The 382-nt window shown below is 73.8% G+C and carries 1 pseudogene; it reads left to right on the forward strand.

The features are described from left to right. Positions 1–375, forward strand: a pseudogene (locus AC1DYK_RS36180) (hypothetical protein); the annotation flags it as partial. Between the last annotated feature and the right edge of the window lie 7 nt (positions 376–382).

Raw genomic sequence — 382 nt, forward strand, 5'->3', positions numbered from 1 at the left:
GCCGCAGGTGAGGCGGACAGTTATGTCTGGTCGTCTGTCGCCTCGGACGGTGGCCTGACGCTCTGGGGCGTGCCGGCCCATGCTCCCGGCCTGTTCGTTCCGGCGCACGCCACCGGGGCACCGCTTGCCAGCGCCACGTCCACGGTGGTCGCCGACCCGGTGCGCATCCCGGCCGAGGCGATGCTGGGGGCGGACGGCGAGGGTTTCAAGATTCTGCTCGGCGCCGTGCTGCCGTGGCTGCTCGAGCTGTGCGCTGTCGTCGGGTCCGACGCGGTGCACCCCTCGCTGGGCGCGCTGGCGCGATCCGCTTCCGGGACCGCGCGCTCCGGCGACGGTCAGGCGTTCGCGGCCTCCGCCGCGATGGCTTTGCGGTAGGTGCGGG

It is taken from the genome of Variovorax sp. P2_H12 (genome assembly GCF_056403395.1).